17 protein-coding genes are annotated in these 16,518 nt (G+C 37.0%); 4 read left to right on the plus strand and 13 right to left on the minus strand.

Features of this window, described 5'->3' with window-relative positions; translation table 11 throughout:
• Nucleotides 1-110 precede the first annotated feature (110 nt).
• The 3 genes from MW695_RS06130 to MW695_RS06140 are packed head-to-tail and all read right to left on the minus strand — an operon-like array spanning nt 111 to nt 3,129.
• Complete coding sequence (locus MW695_RS06130; protein ID WP_247104232.1) at nt 111-1,052, minus strand: glycine betaine ABC transporter substrate-binding protein; 942 nt, start codon at nt 1,050-1,052, stop codon at nt 111-113.
• Entirely contained in the window at nt 1,052-1,897 is an 846-nt protein-coding gene (locus tag MW695_RS06135; RefSeq protein WP_247104233.1) for an ABC transporter permease, read from the minus strand. Before MW695_RS06135 ends, MW695_RS06130 begins: the two co-directional genes overlap by 1 nt.
• A complete protein-coding gene (locus MW695_RS06140; RefSeq protein ID WP_247104234.1) occupies nt 1,897-3,129 on the minus strand; it encodes a quaternary amine ABC transporter ATP-binding protein in 1,233 nt (410 codons plus the stop codon). The genes MW695_RS06135 and MW695_RS06140 overlap by 1 nt, the downstream gene beginning before the upstream one ends.
• Before the next feature lie 263 nt (nt 3,130-3,392).
• On the opposite strand from MW695_RS06140, the gene MW695_RS06145 reads away from it, so the two are divergent.
• Nucleotides 3,393-3,938 carry a GbsR/MarR family transcriptional regulator gene (locus MW695_RS06145; RefSeq protein WP_247104235.1) on the plus strand — a complete coding sequence of 182 codons (546 nt, stop codon included), beginning with the start codon at nt 3,393-3,395 and terminating at the stop codon, nt 3,936-3,938.
• A gap of 422 nt (nt 3,939-4,360) precedes the next feature.
• Nucleotides 4,361-4,534 (plus strand): hypothetical protein, encoded by a 174-nt coding sequence (locus tag MW695_RS06150; protein ID WP_247104236.1) that lies wholly within the window; start codon nt 4,361-4,363, stop codon nt 4,532-4,534.
• Between the two features lie 167 nt (nt 4,535-4,701).
• Here MW695_RS06150 and MW695_RS06155 read toward each other — a convergent pair whose 3' ends face one another.
• From MW695_RS06155 to MW695_RS06170, 4 genes are all read right to left on the minus strand, one after another.
• Nucleotides 4,702-5,967, minus strand: a complete 1,266-nt coding sequence (locus MW695_RS06155; protein WP_247104238.1) for an ABC transporter permease — start codon at nt 5,965-5,967, stop codon at nt 4,702-4,704.
• Nucleotides 5,960-6,859, minus strand: coding sequence for an ABC transporter ATP-binding protein (locus MW695_RS06160; protein WP_247104239.1), 900 nt, complete (start codon nt 6,857-6,859; stop codon nt 5,960-5,962). Before MW695_RS06160 ends, MW695_RS06155 begins: the two co-directional genes overlap by 8 nt.
• A 461-nt stretch (nt 6,860-7,320) precedes the next feature.
• Entirely contained in the window at nt 7,321-8,514 is a 1,194-nt protein-coding gene (locus tag MW695_RS06165) for a chromate transporter (protein ID WP_247104240.1), read from the minus strand.
• 106 nt (nt 8,515-8,620) lie between these two features.
• Nucleotides 8,621-9,916, minus strand: a complete 1,296-nt coding sequence (locus MW695_RS06170) for a replication-associated recombination protein A (RefSeq protein WP_247104241.1) — start codon at nt 9,914-9,916, stop codon at nt 8,621-8,623.
• 203 nt (nt 9,917-10,119) lie between these two features.
• On the opposite strand from MW695_RS06170, the gene MW695_RS06175 reads away from it, so the two are divergent.
• Nucleotides 10,120-10,734 (plus strand): RsfA family transcriptional regulator, encoded by a 615-nt coding sequence (locus tag MW695_RS06175; RefSeq protein ID WP_247104242.1) that lies wholly within the window; start codon nt 10,120-10,122, stop codon nt 10,732-10,734.
• A 279-nt stretch (nt 10,735-11,013) separates the two neighbouring features.
• Here the strand turns inward: MW695_RS06175 and MW695_RS06180 are convergent, their stop codons facing one another.
• The 4 genes from MW695_RS06180 to MW695_RS06195 all read right to left on the minus strand — a co-directional run bounded on the left by MW695_RS06180 (nt 11,014) and on the right by MW695_RS06195 (nt 14,446).
• The gene (locus tag MW695_RS06180) at nt 11,014-11,247 is read right to left on the minus strand and encodes a hypothetical protein (RefSeq protein ID WP_247104243.1); all 234 of its coding nucleotides are present in this window, start codon (nt 11,245-11,247) and stop codon (nt 11,014-11,016) included.
• A gap of 124 nt (nt 11,248-11,371) precedes the next feature.
• Nucleotides 11,372-13,048, minus strand: coding sequence for an EAL domain-containing protein (locus MW695_RS06185; RefSeq protein ID WP_247104244.1), 1,677 nt, complete (start codon nt 13,046-13,048; stop codon nt 11,372-11,374).
• A 357-nt stretch (nt 13,049-13,405) separates the two neighbouring features.
• The gene (locus MW695_RS06190) at nt 13,406-13,966 is read right to left on the minus strand and encodes an AAA family ATPase (protein ID WP_247104245.1); all 561 of its coding nucleotides are present in this window, start codon (nt 13,964-13,966) and stop codon (nt 13,406-13,408) included.
• Complete coding sequence (locus tag MW695_RS06195; protein ID WP_247104246.1) at nt 13,967-14,446, minus strand: GyrI-like domain-containing protein; 480 nt, start codon at nt 14,444-14,446, stop codon at nt 13,967-13,969.
• Between the two features lie 190 nt (nt 14,447-14,636).
• Here MW695_RS06195 and MW695_RS06200 point away from each other — a divergent pair, with 190 nt between their 5' ends.
• The gene (locus tag MW695_RS06200; RefSeq protein ID WP_247104248.1) at nt 14,637-14,792 is read left to right on the plus strand and encodes a hypothetical protein; all 156 of its coding nucleotides are present in this window, start codon (nt 14,637-14,639) and stop codon (nt 14,790-14,792) included.
• A 569-nt stretch (nt 14,793-15,361) separates the two neighbouring features.
• Here MW695_RS06200 and MW695_RS06205 read toward each other — a convergent pair.
• Complete coding sequence (locus MW695_RS06205; protein WP_247104249.1) at nt 15,362-15,937, minus strand: hypothetical protein; 576 nt, start codon at nt 15,935-15,937, stop codon at nt 15,362-15,364.
• 203 nt (nt 15,938-16,140) lie between these two features.
• A complete protein-coding gene (locus MW695_RS06210) occupies nt 16,141-16,497 on the minus strand; it encodes a PilZ domain-containing protein (RefSeq protein WP_247104250.1) in 357 nt (118 codons plus the stop codon).
• Between the last annotated feature and the right edge of the window lie 21 nt (nt 16,498-16,518).

Raw genomic sequence — 16,518 nt, forward strand, 5'->3', positions numbered from 1 at the left:
GTAGACTCTATTAATTCGACAAAACCATCCTTTTTCCTTTAAGAAAAACTCAGTTAGGGGTCTTTTTTAAAAGGAAAAAACGCGCAATCATACTTGCGCGTTTTCAATCATTATTCTACTACTAAATCTTCAATTGAATGAATATCTTCCATGTAAGTTGGAACAGCTAATCCTAACTGTGTTCCGTGAAGATTTGAACCTAAATCTTCAAATTGGCCTTCATATTCTGCATAATATTCAGCGTGAGTCGTCGGTAACCATGCACAAACAATCGCATCTCCACTACCTGATGCAATACCAGCCCACATTGGACCCGCATCAATTTGAGTTAATGTCACATCAAAGCCTAACGTTTCAAGAACATGGCCTACAACATTTGTCGCTGCAATCGTTTCTTCCCAAGCTACATAAAGAAGCTCGAGCTCTTCACCTTCTACTGCTTCAACACCATCAGTCCATGTTGCAACAAGATCCTCATTTTCTTGTACGAATTGCTCTGCTGCTGCTTCCTCAGCTGCACCTTCGTCAATAAGAGCCATTACATACTCGATATGATCAGGTTCCCATTGGAATTGATTTAAAAATCGGTATGCTTCTGGTTGCTCCTCATCTAAGCCTAATCGAACAACTGTATGAATATCTTCTGTGTCGCCAAAAATATTTTGTGGATCTTCTAAATATTTAAGATCAAAGTTATTAAACTTAAAGTGTGGACTCCATGCAGTTACAATAATTGGCTCCTCATTCTCATAAGCACTTGTTAATGAAGCGACCATTGCTGCACTTGAGCTTTCCACAACTGTCCAATCATCTTCAAGTCCATATTCAGGTAATACATCATTCATCGTAATATTCATAAGCCCTGCACCAGGGTCAATTCCAACAATTTGATAATCGACAGATCCACCATCAAACCCTGTTGCCTCTTCTGTGCCTTCTCCTGCTGGCTCCTCGGATTCAGAACCTCCATCTACTGGCTCATCACTTCCACATGCAACTAAACCTAACGCGAATACTGTTGCAGTTGTTACTCCTAGTAATTTTTTTAACATTACTGTGTTCCCCCTTGTTTTTTGTTTCCTATATTTTGAGTAATCCGGTCTAGAATGATTGCAATAATAACAATCGCCAGACCAGCTTCAAAACCTGTACCTGTTCGAACCTGAGTGACAGCGCGGTAAACCTCTGCACCAAGTCCAGGCGCACCGACCATTGCTGCAATAACGACCATTGATAGAGCTAACATAATACTTTGATTAATGCCGGCCATAATCGTCGGCATTGCAAGTGGAAGCTGCACCTTCAGAAGACGCTGCTTCGTTGTTGAACCAAACGCTTCTGTCGCTTCAATTAAATCCTTTGGTACTTGTTGAATACCTAGTATCGTTAATCTAATTGTCGGTGGCATCGAAAAAATAACAGACGCCACAACACCAGGAATGACACCAATATTAAAAAAGAAAATAGCTGGAATTAAGTAGACAAATGCAGGCATTGTTTGCATTAAGTCCAAAATAGGTGTTACGACTTGTTTGACGATACTTTTTTGTGATGCCCAAATTCCGATAGGTATCCCAATGACAACAGACACAATAACAGCTGTTAGTACAAGTGCCAATGTTTTTGTCATTCCGTCCCAATAACCTAAATTCCATATTAAAAGTAGCCCAGCAATCGTAAAAATCGCCATCCGCCACTTACTTGTCTTCCAAGCTATCGCAGCAATAATTAGAATAAATAAGATCGGAGGTAAAATAAGCAAAACTGTTTCAATACCATTTACAATTCCACCTAATATAAAACTAATAAAATCAAATAGACCACTTAAATTAGCTGTTAACCAATTAATAAATAAATCAATATTTTCTGCAATAGGGAGTTTCGGTATCGAATCCATTACTTCACCTCCCCAATTGTAGATTCAGTCAGATTGTTAATATGTTCTTCATTTCCAGCTAAAGCGCCAATGACGGCTCCCTTAACGACGATTCCTCTTAAACGATCAGATTCATCAGTCACCGCTACAGGAACTCCAGCTTGTGATACTTTCTCAAATAAATCAGTCAAGACAATATCTGGACGAACAACTGTTACATTTGTAGTCATTACATCTGAGATGCTAACCTTATCTTCAATTGCCTTCGTCGCTGCATCGGCTGTTAATGCACCGAGTAATTTCTTTTGCTTATTCACTACGTAAAGAGAAGAAATACCCCGTTCCTTCATCAACTGAAGAGCAACTCTCGGACCTTTCTCAAGCTGAATCGACTCTGCGCGTTTCATCACATGTTCAGCTGTTAACACTTTAGAAAGATCAACATCTTCGACAAATCTTTCTACATATTGGTTAGAAGGATTCATTAGAATTTCTTCTGGTGTACCGACTTGAACGATATTCCCATCTTTCATAAGGGCAATTCGATCACCAATACGTAACGCCTCATCTAAATCGTGTGTGATAAAGACGATCGTCTTCTCCATCGTAGACTGTAAATCTAGTAATTCATCCTGCATATCTTTTCGTATAAGTGGATCTAACGCACTGAACGCCTCATCCATTAATAACACGTCAGGATCGTTTGCTAGTGCCCGTGCTAAACCGACACGTTGCTGCATTCCACCGCTTAATTGACTTGGGTACTGATCTTCATACCCTTTTAATCCAACAAGTTCTAACGATTGTAATGCCTTAACTTTACGTTCTTCCTTAGGTATTCCTTGAATTTCAAGACCATACTCTGCATTTTGTAAAATCGTATAGTGAGGAAGCAAGGCGAATTTTTGGAAAACCATACTAATTTCTTTTCTTCTAACCTCTCGTAATTGCTCCTTACTCATCTTCACGACATCTTGATTATTAATAAATACATGACCGTTTGTTGGATCAATTAAGCGATTAAGTAATCGAACAAGTGTTGATTTCCCACTTCCTGACAGTCCCATAATCACAAAAATTTCGCCTTTATGAACCTCGAAGCTTGCTTGATTAACCCCAACTGTACAGCCTGTCTTTTCGAGAATTTCTTGCTTTGTTTTTCCTTCTTTTAATTTCTGTAAGGCCTGCTTTACATTTTTTCCAAATATTTTTGTAACAGCTTCGACCTTAATCTTCACATCTCTTTCTATCATTATTTCACCTTCGTCTCTAAGGTTTTCCGTTTCACAACTACTCTCGTATTATAAAAATAGCAGGACAATAATACAAAGCCGAAATTAAGGCTTATTAAGCTTGTTAAGTTCATACAGTTTATACTGTATGAACATTTTGCGCTTAATACATAGAATTCCTACCATATGCGACCAAATCCTCATATCTCTCATTTTTACAATTCAAAACCCTTGTGCTAATCTATATCTATATCTATACGAGAAAATGATGGGGACGTGGTCGGATGAAGGATGTTGAGAAACTAGAGAAAGCAAGATCTCGTTGTATAGACTCGCTCGCTCAAAATTTACACCTTTACGGAGTGAATCAGTCAGTCGGTCGATTATATGGGTTGCTTTACTTTAACAAAGAACCGATGACTCTTGATACAATGAAAGACGAGCTTGGAATGAGTAAAACAAGTATGAGCACATCAGTAAGACAGCTACAAGAGTTGAAAATGGTTGAAAAAGTGTGGAAAAAGGGCACTCGTAAAGATTTGTACGAATCAACAGATGACTGGTACCAAACGTTTGCAGACCTTTTCTCTGTTAAATGGCGAAAAGGAATTCAATCCAACATAGATCATATTTCAAAATCATTAGGAGAATTAATAGAATTAATTGATCATTCAGATACTTCTGAAGAAATAAAGAAAGCGGCTACAACGGATAAGGAAAAACTCGAATATGCACTTGAATATTATGATTGGCTAAATCGTCTTGTTGATAGTATCGAATCTAAAGAAATTTTCAACTGGATTCCTCAAAAAGAAGAAACTCCGAAGTAAATCTTCGGAGTTTCTTCTTTTTGAGGAATATACTGCTGCGCATTTTTTCTCATCATTATCAACCTTCCCATGTATAGAAAAGTAAATACTAACAAAGTTTATAAAATAGAAGTATTTCAATGGACGAATAAATTTGAGGTGAATGAATGTTTAACCAATTCGTTTAATGGACACTATTTCTTGCTCCTTGGGTTCTCCTTATTTTCATTAATCAACAAGTAGTAAAACGATATTTACCCGCTGGACTTTTTGGAGCTTTGATTATTAAAATTGTTTTCCAAATCGCTGACAATTTTAATTGGTGGGTAATAAAAGAAAACATTTTCATCCTAAATGTTGTCACACCATTTGTGTATGGAGCGTTCCTTGTAGGAACCGTTATTATTCTGACCTTAACCTTTTAACGCTTTTGGTTATTTATAATGGTCAACTTAGTTATCGATGCCATTCTATCATTTGTCATTAGTCCATGGTTTCAGCGAATTGGCCTATATCAATTACAAGAAATGAATGCGTGGGGTGTATACGCTCTGACGACTATTATTGCCATTTTCATATACGTTTATCAGAAATGGCAATGTAGTGTATTTCAATAAGAAACATTCCAGTAGGTTTTTTCTTAATTGCATCGTGCTAGTTTAAAACAACCATAGCTGACAATCTCCTTGAATATCCTTACACAATTGAAAAATTTCAATTTTAAAATGTACAAAAGGGTTAGTTTGAAAAGGCACTATCCTTTTCGAACTAACCCTCTTTTTACTTATTCCTTTTTCGATAATTGTAAGGCTCGCTTAAAATCTTTCAATGAAGTTGATGTTCCATACATTAAGACCCCACCTCTGTACACTCGCGCCCCGATTATCGCAAGTATCACGATTGTCACAAGCATGAAGCCAATACTCAATCCAACTTCCCACATTGGAACATCTAGCATACCTACTCTTAAGAACATAAGCATTGGTGTGAAGAATGGAATAAATGAAGTAACAGTAACCAGCGTTGAATCTGGCGTGGTCAAGCTGAACATCGCAATCATAAACGGAATCACAATTAATATGATAACAGGCATCATTAATTGCTGAACATCTTCAATCCGGCTTACAATAGAGCCAAGCATAGCTGACATTGTTGCGTATAGAAGATAACCAAGCAAGAAAAAGACAATCGCATATATATATGTCGCTGGATCAACATCCATTAACCCAAAGAATTCAAACATACTTCCGGCAGCTTCATCTTGTTTTTGCTGAATGAGTATATAGCCAAATAAGATAATGACTACAAATTGTGTCAATCCTAATAGTGCAATACCAAGGATTTTTGCAAACATTTGACTTACTGGAGATGAACTTGAAATCAATATTTCCATAACTCTTGAAGTCTTCTCATTGGCAATGTCCATCGCAATCATATTTCCATACGTTATGACGGCAAAATACAACAGAAACAAAATAATATACACGAGTCCAATTGCTCCTGAAATTTGCTCCTCTGTTCTTGTTGAACTACCATCTCCACTATCAATCGCCACTGTTTCAAATGAAACCGGCGCATAAATACTTGCGAGTACGTCTTCATCAATCCCAGCTTGACTCGTTGCAAGGGCTACTTTCATTTGTTGAAGCTGTGCTTCGATATGGGATTGTATCATAGTATCTGTAAATTGATTCGTATGATAGGAAGCCATAGGCAATTCATTTTGATCGGTAAATAATTGTAAAACTCCATCATGCTGACCATTTAAAACAGCTTCTTCTGCCTCTTCTAACGTACCATCATATTCAAATAATTGAATAGAAGGATCGACCTGCTCCATACTTTCCGATAAAACATCATACAAATAATCACTTTCATCGAATACAGCTACAGTTTGTTCTTCCTCATCAGAAGAAAATAATTCAATAATTGACTGTAAATTAACCATCGCAAAAATAAACAGTAAAAATAATGCCGTCGTTATGATAAATGATTTGGTTTTTACACGACTTAAATACGTGTGTGAAAGAACAATCCAGAATTTATTCATAGGATTCACCAGCTTTCTCAATGAAAATATCGTGTAAAGTCGGCTCCTCTAGCTCAAATTTCCGTACAAATCCCTTACCTTGAAGAGCTAATAACACTTGTTGAGAAACCTCTTCATTAGAGATTTGCAATATTCCACCCTCTGTCGTTTTCTTCAATCTGATAACACCATCAATCTCAGCAAGAAATTCGATGTCAAAGTCGGCATGAACGGTCACATTTTTCTTCCCAAAAGAGCGCTTGATTTCTCTTAATCCACCATGAACGATCGGTTTCCCATGTTGAAGAATACATAGGTACTCACACAGCTCCTCCACATGCTCCATTCGATGTGACGAGAAAAGAATCGTTGTGCCTTTTTCCTTTAAATCAACAACCGCTTCCTTTAGTAATTCCACATTCACCGGGTCAAGACCAGAAAACGGTTCATCTAAAATGAGAAGTTTCGGATTATGTATAACGGCTGAAATAAACTGGATTTTTTGCTGATTTCCTTTCGAAAGCTCTTCAATTTTCTTATCAATATATTCTGGAACTTTGAATCGTTCAAGCCAACTCTCTAATTCTGTTAAAATATCATTTTTTTTCATCCCACGAAGCTTACCTAAATAAATAATTTGATCACGCACTTTCAGCTTCGGATATAAGCCGCGTTCTTCAGGTAAATAGCCAATTTCATCACTTTTACTATAATCGATTCTTTCCCCATTCCATGAAATCTTTCCACCTGATTGATCCATCAATCCGAGAATCATGCGAAAAGTCGTTGTTTTTCCAGCGCCATTTGCTCCAAGAAAACCAAAAATTTGTTTCTCAGGAATATCTAATGATAAATGATCTACAGCCGTAAATGAACCAAACTGCTTCGTTACGTCATCAAGCACTAACGACATATCATAAAACCCCTCTCCTTAAAAAGTACTTAATTAGACATACGTTACAAACACCTTAAAAGTTTCAGCTTTCTTATAGTTAAATGAATTGATTATTACCATAACATATATTTCATCCACTGTGTACAAATACTAATATTTGTAAACTTATGTGTATTGAGGGCAGGTTGAAATCTACCGGCGTGCTTGCTAGTTCAACGCCCTCCTGCGGATCTGGAGCAAGGTCGAAGCACCGTATCGTGGCAACTAATTAAAAAAGCCTGTCGACTATCTCGCTTTTGCGAGACTTTATCGACAGGCTGAAATCAACCCAAGTGTAACCTAGCCTCTGCTGTCCTCGTCAACATAACCTTTTACAACTAGCTTCCCAGTTACCTTCACTATGATTGTTACTTGCTTGCGTTACAAGTTCCTTTTTTAAGCAATTCATTCAACAGAACTCTCCAAGTTATTTCGTATAGTTAGATGAATATCGCTAATAGCGATCCACCGATTGCTCCTGTTAAAACGACAACCCAAGGTGGTAGTTTCCAAAAGACTAGCATACCAAATAACAGAACGGCAAAGGAGAAATCAACACTTGTTGTAATCGCGCTTGTGAAAATAGGATCGTATAATGCCGCAAGTAAAATTCCGACTACGGCAGCATTAACCCCCATTAGCGCTCCTTTCACCTTTTCATTGCGGCGTAATTGATCCCAAAACGGTAAAGCGCCGAATACGAGCAAAAATGCTGGAGTGAAAATGGCAACTGTGGCAATGATTCCACCTAACCATCCATTCATAACCGCACCTATGTAACTAGCAAATGTAAACAATGGGCCAGGTACTGCCTGTGCCGCACCGTACCCTGCTAAAAACTGTTCCTCTGTCAACCAACCAGTCGGTACAAACTCACGTTCGAGTAAAGGCAAAACAACATGTCCACCACCGAACACAAGTGATCCAGCACGGTAAAAACTATCAATCATCGCAACGAGTGTCGAGGAGGTTAGCTCACGTAAAATCGGTAAAGAAATTAATAATCCAACAAATAGTAGTAAGCAAAACGTACCTACTCGACGAGTAATAGGAAAAGAACGACCAGCTGCAGAATCATCTATCTTTTGATTGCGATATAATAAATATCCAACTACAGCAGCTCCTAAAATAACCACTACTTGCGAGAACACAGCTTGCCATATAAGAACGATGACAACAGCAGCCATGGCAATTGTTTTTCTCTTCACATCAGGAGTTAAGTTCTTAGCCATACCAAGGATTGCATGCGCGACAACGACAACCGCGACGATTTTTAATCCTTGTATCCAGCCAGCATCAAGAGCACCATACTGTAATAATACAAGTGCAAATAAAATGAGTACAACAACCGAAGGAAATGTAAATCCAATAAAGGAGATGACTCCCCCTATTAACCCTCCACGCATTAGGCCTATTCCCATTCCAACTTGACTGCTCGCCGGCCCTGGTAAAAATTGACACAAAGCTACTAAATCCGCATAGCTTTTCTCATCCATCCATTTTCTTCGTCTCACATATTCTTCATGAAAATAACCCAGATGAGCAACAGGTCCTCCAAATGAAGTTAATCCCAGTCTTGTTGATATGAGAAAGATTTCAAGAAGTATACGCCACTTTGGCTTTGTTTCTTGCACGCAAATTCCTCCCTTCCTGTCTCATAAGGTCTATCTTAAAACAATCCCCTCTTTTCATCTAGTATCATTTGAAATCTTTACATGAGCTTTACAAAACGTTACAACCTTATTTGTGCAACTTTAACTCTTCTAAGCGATGAAACACTTTATAATATTGTTTTTCAAATCCATTTTCATTCGGACTGTAATACTGTTTACCTATTAAAAGATTAGGAAGGTATTGCTGATTGACCCAGGAATTCGGATAATTGTGTGGGTATTTATAGCCTTCACCATGACCTAATTCTTTTGCTCCTGCATAATGAGCATCCTTCAAATGAGTAGGTATTTCGCCAATTTGCCCTTTACGTACATCTTCAATTGCATAGTCCAGTGCTTTGTAAGCACTATTGGACTTTGGAGATAAGCATTGCTGAATTACGACATTCGCAAGTGGAATACGCGCTTCAGGTAACCCTAACCGTTCTACTGCTTCAACAGCTGCCACCGTATTAGTTGCTACCTCAGGTGCTGCAAGTGATATATCTTCATAGGCGATGACAAGCAAACGACGACATATTGATGTTAAATCTCCACCTTCTATTAAACGCGCTACGTAATGAAGTGCAGCTTGAACATCACTTCCACGAATCGACTTCTGCAAGCATGAAAGAAGTGAATAATAAATATCGCCATCCTTATCATGTGAGAAACCCTTGTTTTCAGCACATTCTATAACTGCAGCTTCCGAAACATAGATAAGGTCCTCGTCCTTATCCATAGAAGCTTCTACTGCTTGCTCTAACACATTTAACGCTGAACGAGCATCACCATTTGTAGAATTTGCAATCAGTTTTATCGTCTCATCTGTCAGATTGATCTTTTTATTCCCTAATCCACGTTCGTCATCCTTTAATGCATCCTTTATTAATTGTTCAATATCTTCAAATGTTAAAGGCTTTAATTCTTTAATTAGACCACACCTGCTCCGTATAGCAGGGTTTACATCATGAAATGGATTTTCAGTTGTAGCACCAATTAACGTAATTAAACCGCGTTCAACATGAGGTAGAAGGTAATCCTGTTGTGCTTTATTAAACCGATGAACCTCATCTATAAATAAAATTAAATTCCCTCCCGAACGTGCTTGTCCTACAGCCTCTTCGATGTCCTTCTTACCAGCCGTAGTCGCATTTATGGACTTAAATGGTTTCTGAACTGTTCCGGCGATCGCATTGGCAATCGATGTTTTTCCTGTTCCAGGAGGACCATAGAATAAAATAGACGGCACGTGACCATTTTCGATCATTTTATATAATGCTGTTTCCGGTCCGACGATATGCTTCTGCCCGACCACATCATCTAATATTCTAGGTCGCATTCTATATGAAAGAGGTGATTGTATTAAAGAATCAAATAACATGAAAAGCTCTCCTTTACGGACAATATCATCATTTATATAGTATACACACATACCGTCATTTTGTCTTATTGGCAAAACAAATTCTGTCATTTGCTCACTCGTTCGCTCGTGTTTCTAAAAAAAATTCTATCATCCTTGTATAAACCTTGGAAAAAATGGAGACAATTTGTACCAAATAAGCAAACTAAAAGGAGTTGAACAGAATGAAAGTAAGACAAGATGCATGGTCTCATGAGGATGATGTATTACTAGCAGAAACTGTATTAAAGCATATTAAAGAAGGAAGTACACAATTACGAGCATTTGATGAGGTGGGTGATCATTTAAATCGAACATCTGCAGCTTGTGGTTTCAGATGGAATGCTGTCGTTCGTAACCGCTTTGTCAAACAAATTTCTGAAGCGAAAAAAGAACGTAAAGAACGTAAACGTGCTGCATCTTTTTCCTATTATCCACCAGTTCGTCAGCTTTGGAGCGCATTGCCAGAATCTACTCTGGATCAAGGAGATTTATCGCTTGAAGCCGTGATTGCCTTCTTACAAAAGCTAGCGCAATCCCACCAGCAAACAAGTGTACTAGAAACAGATAAAACTCGTCTAGAATTAGAAAACAAAGAATTACAGCAACGAAACCAGCAACTAGAGAAAGAGTTAAAGAAAATCAAACAGGATAATAGTATTATTGAAGAGGATTACCAATCTCTTATCCAAATTATGAACCGTGCTAGACGTATGGCTATTTTGGAAGATGAGGATTCGCTGTCTAGTGCAGCTTTCAAAATGGATAAAAATGGTAATTTAGAGAAACTTGCGAAATAACAAGTACACAGAGACTGAACTGGGACATAACTAGCTTTAAATAGTGAAAAAGGTGAATTTGAGTACTCAAATTCACCTTTTCTATTTTGGTGTAAAGTTGTCCTTATATTATTGTGAAAAATAAGCTGTTTTTATAAAGGTTGTAGTTCTGACGATAGGTTATTCTCATAGTGGCTGAAGCTCAATGGAACGAACCTGTGTCAGCCCCTTACTTTAAAGAGTAAGAAATAATGAAGGTCGGTGAAATTTCAGAGGAGGGTTTTGTCCCAGCCTCTGTACTTATTCCATTGAGTATGTGCTACGCTTACGTCGCCATAGAACCCATCCTAATAGAAAACCAAATGGAAAAGCGATGACAAACCGTGCAATTAGCGTAAGAACACTTTCGGCAAGTGGAAAAATTTGTATATTTGCACCAAGGCTAAAAAAGTCTAACACAAAGTTTACAAGAGCAAACAACGCACCCCAAATAAAACCGATTTTTAACATATAAAACCATTTTTTCTTTCCCATATAGCAATCAACCCTTTTTCCTAATTGAAAAGTTATCATACTCCTACCATACCATACTTATCATCGTATTTGCATTTTTGAATAAAATCAATTAGATTTCTCTTGATCATTTATTTTAACTTTTTCAAATAAAAAAATGATTCACTTCTTCTGCTGGAATAGGTTTACTAAACAAATACCCTTGTACTTCATCGCATTGATATTCTTTTAACATCCTATATTGATCATCGTTTTCAACACCTTCTGCAACTACTTTCATACCTAATTGATGCCCAAGGTCAATAATCATTTTAACAACCTCTCTCTCCTTTGAATGTTCCACCATATCTCGAATAAAACAACGATCTATTTTAATAATATCAAGTGGAAAGTTCTTTAAGTATTGCAAGGATGAATAGTACGTACCAAAATCATCAATAACAATTTGAACACCGATCTCTTTTAAATCATATAACGTATCAATCGTAGTCTCAACATTTACCATCATGACAGATTCCGTCACTTCAATTTTTAGAAGATGTGGTTCTATTCCGGTTGCTAGAATCGTTTCTTTCACAGCCGAAACAACCCCTTCTTGCTGTAACTGCCTTGCCGAGAAGTTAATTGATAAAGAGCATGAGTAAATACCTTGACTATGCCAATCTTTAATTTGATTACAAGCTTCCTTCAAAACCCATTGTCCAATTCCAATAATGGCCCCAGTTTCTTCCGCAAGTGGAATGAAGTCATAAGGTGAAATGTACCCGTATACGGGATGCTTCCAGCGAAGAAGAGCCTCCACACTTGAAATATGGCCTGTTTTTGTATCAAATAAAGGCTGATAAAACATTTGAAATTCATGATTAAGGGTTGCTTTAGATAGCTCTGCCATTAGTACATAGTTTTTCCTTATATCTCGTTCCATCTCTTGTTTAAAAAAGCAGTACTGGTTACCACCTTTATTTTTCACAAAGGTCATCGCTGATTCAGCTTGGGATAGTAATTTTTGGGGAGTTTCCCCATTAAAAGGATACATACTAACCCCTATACTCGGTGTAAGTAAGCGACTTTCTCCTTGAATAAGAATAGGGTTTGATAGCAATGATAGCATCTTCTCCAATAGTTTTAACAACCTTTGTCGTTCTGAATGTACAAAGAAGCATACAAACTTATCTCGATTCATGCGCGATACTGTTCCATTGTTAGAAATAAGCTCCTTCAATTTTGCTGCTATTTCCTTCAATAAATGATCACTGATCTGAAAACCTAGTGGATCTTTAAAGCTTTTTAAACGGGTTAAGTCAATCATCATGATAGCAATTGATTCATGATGGCTCTTTGAATACATCATCATTTGCTCAAGTCGATCTTGAAACAGCTTTAAATTCGGGAGGCCTGTTAGCATATCATAGTAGTTCATATGATCAATCAGCTTTTCACTTTGTCTTCGTTCCGTAATGTCCTTACAGTAGATAACGACCATCTCTTTTGTCGGGTGTACAGTCATTTCAAAATATGTTTGTAACGGTTCATAGAAACTTTCAAAACAGGATGCTTTATCTAATGAAATCGCTTTATACATTTGATACTGGAATTCACTATTTACAGCGTTTGGTAGAACCACCCACAGATTCCTACCAAGCACTTCCTCACGTTTAATTTTCAGATGAGTGGCAGTCACTCTATTTAAATAAATGATCGTACATTGATGATCCATGACTAAAAAACCATCGTGTATGTTTTCCAAAATTGAAAGAATCGGTTGTCCAGCTGCTTCAAATTTCTTCTCCAAATCCTCATAGCTTGTTACGTTCTTCTGCATGTATCTCACAACCTTTATATTAATGGGTTTACAAAAGGTAAGAGAGAAAAGCATTCCATGAAATAAGGCATGCTTTCTTCAACGACAACTGGCTAGCATCGGATAAAAGATGAATCGTCAATGATAATATTCGACACTATTTTTTATAACTTTGTCTTTACCTAATTTAATTAATGAGACTTTATATACAAGAAATAAGTCCTATAATAAGAGGTTAAATGATTCATAACAGAATTGCAATTAAACCTGTTTAAAAATTGTGAATCCTTCTTGTTATCGGCTTCTTCTTAACACTGCTACCCTTTGTTATTTGAAAATAAAAAAGCACAAAGGCCGATAAGCCTTTATGCCATTATGTTACTTTAAAAAATGTTGCTGAATCCTAACCGCAACCTCTTTTGCACTTAAATGCATATTATTTATTTTTAAATACTTCTCGTGTTTAATTTCGCCTGCTGATGATTGCAGACGATGCCTCACTATAGACTCTTTTAGCTCACGCTCTGATATGTCCACATTTCTCTTCGTAGGCTTTTCTTGCAATCGGTATGACGTACGATTTCTTTTCAACCTCTCTTTAAGGTCAGCCTCTAATTCAATAAACACTACATTAGACCCATACGACTCAAATAACGATTTTACCTCATTTACAAACTCCCAATCTTCCTCTTGATCAAAAGCCCAAACAAACGTAAAGATAATCCCTTTTAATTGACCTTCCTTGACGATTGCTTGAAAGATTTCTTTTCGAAATAATGTCGACAATCGCCATGTCTCTTGACCAAACCCCAAAAATGGATGTAGCAACTCTAGTGTCATATGGTTATGAAATAGCTTATAGCCGGTCAACTTCTCCAATTCACGGCCGACTGTCATCTTCCCAACCGCTTGTGGACCAAATATGAAAATACATTGCACTTATCTACCCTCAATAGCGATATAAATGTCTACTATCGCCTCATTCGGATTTCCCGCTCGTTCATCATATATTTCGAAATCTCCTGAATACGAACGAATTTCTATTGACGTACTAAAATAGTTCCAAATTTCTTGCCATAATTGTGGAACAACTTCTGATATAGGACCTTTTTTAGATGTAAAAATGATATACTCCGCAGCAGGTATTTCCTTTAACACTACACCTTCTTTCTGATCTGACCTTGACTGTAATTGATGACCAATTCGAAAGAAGTACGCACCACTTACATCAGATTCATAATCAGAATACAAAGCTAACACCGTATTGTCCTTCTTATTTTCTATCATTTCTGAAATCGATTGTTGATAAAATTGTTCCCACATTTTCGGAATGACACCCTCAGCTGTCAGCTCCTTCTCGTTACTCGTTTTCGTTCCTACACCAGCAAAATAAAACGAATCCAACTCTACTCGTCTCATGTTAATGATTCCTCCTTTTCAATTCCCTTCCTTATATAATAAAAAGAGTTCTACAAAAGCCGAAAAATCCCTCTTTTTGCTTTATTATTTTCTTCAAAATGAATTCACTAGAATTGTCCTGAAATGTTTACAGCAAAAAAGTTCGGGTATTGCATGTATAAGCTTAATCACAAACAAGGAGGTTTCATTCATGAATAAAGATGTTGATATGGAAAAGAAAACCGTTGAGAAAAAGAATGATGTCAGTAAAGTTGGATCTGCTTTTATAAAATACCTTACGTATATTATTATTTTCTTTGGGTTCCTATGGTTTCTCGTTAATTTCGTATTTCCATTATTTGAATGAGACGTATAATTAAAAGTTTAACAAGACCTCATTCAACTTTTCTTTCACAAAGAAGAGTATCTCTACAAATCATGTAGACATACTCTTCCTTCTCTTAATAACTCAGTTAAATAGTAACCTCCCATCCTTGATTCATAACTTGTTTCATGCACCCTAACATCAGACTATCACCTCTAGTGTTACACGAACGTTACAAAATTACGTTTTTCATATTGCTCTATAACATACACAGAGAGACGAATTCAAATTCTTCATCTTAGCGTTCACAAGTTGACAAGCGAATAATGATGCTCGTTTATTCTCACCTAAAAAAAGTTCTTGAAAGTGTTTATAATCAAGTCGCCTTGCACCTTGTTGAGAAAATCAATTCAGTTTTCCAAATGTTTGAATGCTATGAACACTTGATTGATTTATATGAAAAACTCGACAGTCACATACTCACATATGGCGCACTAAATTAAAAAACGATATGGATGAGGAGTGATCATTCATCACCGACTATATTTTTTAAGGGTACTGAAAAAGTTAAATTTTTTAACCTTTTTGGTGTCCTTTATTTTTCACCTTTATTACTCCTCAACTTTAAAACCAATTTGCCCCTCCATCCGATACATATCCTTTTCCTCATTCTCAGGACCAACATAAAAATCAGCAAAGCCATTCACGATGTAGTAGCCAGTTAGAAAACCATTTTCAAGAAAGTCCTTCATAAAATTCTGATATTCTTCCTCGTCTTGGTCGCTGTATCCTCCACTTCTTTGATACTTCTCACGATATGGCTCACCTTGTTGTAGAATCGTTTCCACTAATGGTTCATTCATTGAATAACCAATATCAAAGCCTCGCACTTCTTCCTTCATTGGAAAATAAAATGGAGAGGCCGCGTGATAAATCGTCATTTCATCCTTTTCACCAATATATTCAAGCTCTGCATACAATTGTACAGCTTCATCCTTATAGTAATCCTTTTCAGAAACTAGCCTGTATATAAAATCTCCTTCTGTCACTTCAACTGCGGTTTGTTGAACGTTATACTCTTCTAAATCACTTACTGTTACTGACGACCTTTGTTCACCCTGATTTCCAGTTCCACATGCCGTTAACCCTATCACAACTAGACCTATTGCCATCATTCGTTTAATCACCTTCTACACCTCCATTACTACTTATATAACGAAAGCTTTCCTATAAACGTTTCACGAAAGTTACTCAAATGAATGGCAGGAGAAAAGTCGAACCTTACTTCTTCAGAGGTTTCACATGAAAACCAATCAACCTACTAACCTTAAGTTACTTCACATCAAAAAATGCTCCAAGAGTTTCACGCTCATGAAGCATTCTCCCATTTCTATTCTTCAATTGTTTTAATATGTTTTTTTAATAAATGAATTAAGTATTTCTCTAATTCTTCATCTTCCTCTGCTTCAAATCCATATACAAACTGACCGTGTGATGGCTTTTTCCATACAATCGTCCCTATTATCTCGACCCGTGCATCACTTAATACCGTCTCGACTTTTAAACGATACCCTTTTTCCTCAATCGGAAGGTCAAGCATTGTCGTGAATTTTATCCCTCCTGGACTTACATCATAAATATGAATTGAAGCTGGTTTTGATGTCTCCCTCTCCGTTAAGATTGTAAACGTCCCATCTAACGGTTGTTTAAATTCATAGCGAAATGATTCATCTCTTTTGTATCTCATTCCTATTCCCCATTCATAACA

The organism is Halalkalibacter sp. APA_J-10(15), assembly GCF_023017105.1.
Classification (GTDB): domain Bacteria; phylum Bacillota; class Bacilli; order Bacillales; family Bacillaceae_D; genus Halalkalibacter.

What these genes read in the sequence shown, in the direction of transcription:
- MW695_RS06130 (WP_247104232.1), bottom strand. Translation starts at nt 1,052, where the DNA reads ATGTTAAAAAAATTACTAGGAGTAACAACTGCAACAGTATTCGCGTTA.
- MW695_RS06135 (WP_247104233.1), bottom strand. Translation starts at nt 1,897, where the DNA reads ATGGATTCGATACCGAAACTCCCTATTGCAGAAAATATTGATTTATTT.
- MW695_RS06140 (WP_247104234.1), bottom strand. Translation starts at nt 3,129, where the DNA reads ATGATAGAAAGAGATGTGAAGATTAAGGTCGAAGCTGTTACAAAAATA.
- MW695_RS06145 (WP_247104235.1), top strand. Translation starts at nt 3,393, where the DNA reads ATGAAGGATGTTGAGAAACTAGAGAAAGCAAGATCTCGTTGTATAGAC.
- MW695_RS06150 (WP_247104236.1), top strand. Translation starts at nt 4,361, where the DNA reads ATGGTCAACTTAGTTATCGATGCCATTCTATCATTTGTCATTAGTCCA.
- MW695_RS06155 (WP_247104238.1), bottom strand. Translation starts at nt 5,967, where the DNA reads ATGAATAAATTCTGGATTGTTCTTTCACACACGTATTTAAGTCGTGTA.
- MW695_RS06160 (WP_247104239.1), bottom strand. Translation starts at nt 6,859, where the DNA reads ATGTCGTTAGTGCTTGATGACGTAACGAAGCAGTTTGGTTCATTTACG.
- MW695_RS06170 (WP_247104241.1), bottom strand. Translation starts at nt 9,916, where the DNA reads ATGTTATTTGATTCTTTAATACAATCACCTCTTTCATATAGAATGCGA.
- MW695_RS06175 (WP_247104242.1), top strand. Translation starts at nt 10,120, where the DNA reads ATGAAAGTAAGACAAGATGCATGGTCTCATGAGGATGATGTATTACTA.
- MW695_RS06180 (WP_247104243.1), bottom strand. Translation starts at nt 11,247, where the DNA reads ATGGGAAAGAAAAAATGGTTTTATATGTTAAAAATCGGTTTTATTTGG.
- MW695_RS06185 (WP_247104244.1), bottom strand. Translation starts at nt 13,048, where the DNA reads ATGCAGAAGAACGTAACAAGCTATGAGGATTTGGAGAAGAAATTTGAA.
- MW695_RS06195 (WP_247104246.1), bottom strand. Translation starts at nt 14,446, where the DNA reads ATGAGACGAGTAGAGTTGGATTCGTTTTATTTTGCTGGTGTAGGAACG.
- MW695_RS06200 (WP_247104248.1), top strand. Translation starts at nt 14,637, where the DNA reads ATGAATAAAGATGTTGATATGGAAAAGAAAACCGTTGAGAAAAAGAAT.
- MW695_RS06210 (WP_247104250.1), bottom strand. Translation starts at nt 16,497, where the DNA reads ATGAGATACAAAAGAGATGAATCATTTCGCTATGAATTTAAACAACCG.